The following is a 2,184-nucleotide window of genomic DNA, read 5'->3' on the forward strand; positions in this document are numbered from 1 at the left end:
CACCCCGTGCGACTCCACCAGACGCCGAGCCACCAACCCGCCCAACGTCCCCGTCCCACCCGTCACCAACACCGTCCCCGCCGGATCCAACACCCGGCCACCGCCCGCTCCGGCCTCGGCCGGCGCACCGGCCCGCGCCAGGCGCGGCACCACCGCGCGGCCGTCTCGCCACGCCACCTGGGGCTCGCCCGACGCCAGCGCGTCGGCGACCAGCGCGGCGGGCGCCGCCGAGCCGTCGGTGTCCACCAGGACGATGCGGCCCGCGTGTTCGAGCTGCGCGGTGCGCACCAGGCCCCACACGGCGGAGGCCGCCGGGTCGTCGGCCGCGTTCGCGGTCAGGACGGCGAGCGGACGGTCGGAGTCGCCGGCCAGGTGCTCCTGGATCCGGGTGAGCGCGGTACCGACGAGCTCCCGGCCCGCCTGCGGCGCCGGCAGCCCGCTGGGAGCGGTCAGGTCGAGCACCTCCCCCGCCGCCGCCCCGGCCTCGGCGCGCGGCAGTTCGGCCGGCGTCCAGTCGAGGCGGTACAGGTGGTCGGCGGCCGGATCCTGGACGGCGGACAGCCGCTCGGGCGCCACCGGCCGCAGGACCAGCGCCCCGACGGCGCCGACCGGTCGGCCGACCGGGTCGGTGAGCGCGAAGGACACGCTGTCCGGGCCCTCCCGGCGGGCGTGCACCCGCAGGGCGGTGGCCCCCGACGCGAACAGGGCCACGTCGTTCCAGGCGAACGGCAGCAGGACCTCGCCCGGGCGGGCCACCGGGGCCGCGCCCAGGTTGGCGGACTGCAGCGCCGCGTCCAGCAGCGCCGGGTGCAGGCCGAACCGCCCGGCGGACTCGGTCAGTTCCTCCGGCAGGGCGACCTCGGCGAACACCTCCTCGCCCGAGCGCCAGGCGGCCCGCAGGCCCCGGAAGGCGTCGCCGTACTCGTACCCGGCCTCCGCCAGGCGGTCGTAGAAGCCGTCCAGTGCGACCGGCTCCGCGCCGGCCGGCGGCCACGCCTCGTAGCCGAACTCCGCCGCGGCCTCGGCCGCCAGGAAGCCGGTGGCGTGCCGGGTCCAGGTGCCCTCGCCGTCCTCGTCACGCGAGTGCACGTGGACGGCCCTGCGGTCGTCGTCGGCGGCCGGATCGACCGTGACGCGGATCTGGACGCCACCGCGCTCGGGCAGGATCGCGGGGGCCTCCACGACGAGCTCCTCCAGGCGGCCGAGCCCGGTCTGCTCGCCGGCCCGCAGGGCGAGTTCGAGGAAGGCCGCACCGGGCAGCAGGATGTTCCCGGAGACGGCGTGGCCGGCCAGCCATGGGTGCGAGCGGGTCGACAGCCGGCCGGTGAACACCGCGCCCCCGTCGGGCAGTTCCACCAGGGTGCCGAGCAGCGGGTGCCCGGCCGCGGCGACGCCGAAGGCGGTCACGTCGCCGGTCCCGGCGACGGGCTCCAGCCAGAAGCGCTGGTGCTGGAAGGCGTACGTGGGGAGTTCGGAGGGCCGGAGGGTGCCGGCGCCGGCGAACGCCGCCGACCAGTCCACCTCGACCCCGCGGACGTACAGCTCGGCGGCCGAGAGCAGGACGCGGTCCCACGCACCGTCCTCACGCCGCAGTGTCCCCGTGGCGACGGTCGGGGCCGGGACCGTCTCCTCCAGCGCCTCCGCGATGCTGTGGACGAGCACCGGGTGCGCGCTCACCTCGACGAAGGCCCGGAACCCCTCGGCGGCGAGCGTGTCCACCGCCTCGGCGAAGCGGACGGTCTGCCGCAGGTTGCGGTACCAGTACCCGCCGTCCAGCTCAGGACCCTCCAGCCACCGGCCCTCCACCGTCGACAGGAACGGGATCGCGGCGGGCCGGGGCCTCACCGCGGCCAGCAGATCCGCCAACTCGCCCTCGATCGACTCCACATGGGACGTGTGGGAGGCGTAGTCCACCGGAACCCGCCGCACCCGCACACCCTGCTCCTCAAAGCCGGCCACCAGCGTGTCCAGCGCGTCCGGGTCACCGGCCACCACCACGGACGACGGCCCGTTCACGGCCGCCACCTCCACACCGGCCGGCAGACCGTCGGCCACCTCGGCGGCCGGCAGCGCGACGGACACCATGCCCCCACGACCCGCCAGACCCCGCGCGATCGCCTGCGAACGCAGCGCCACCACGGCGGCGGCGTCCTCCAGCGACAGGATCCCCGCGACATGCGCCGC

The 2,184-nt window shown here is 76.8% G+C and carries 1 protein-coding gene; it reads right to left on the bottom strand.

All coding sequences use genetic code 11. The annotated features are described in order from the left end of the window. Nucleotides 1-2,184, bottom strand: a 2,184-nt coding sequence (locus ABZY91_RS41925) for an acyltransferase domain-containing protein (RefSeq protein ID WP_355409491.1), incomplete at both ends; no start/stop codon positions are given.

This window comes from Kitasatospora sp. NPDC002965 (assembly GCF_040611255.1).
Classification (GTDB): domain Bacteria; phylum Actinomycetota; class Actinomycetes; order Streptomycetales; family Streptomycetaceae; genus Kitasatospora.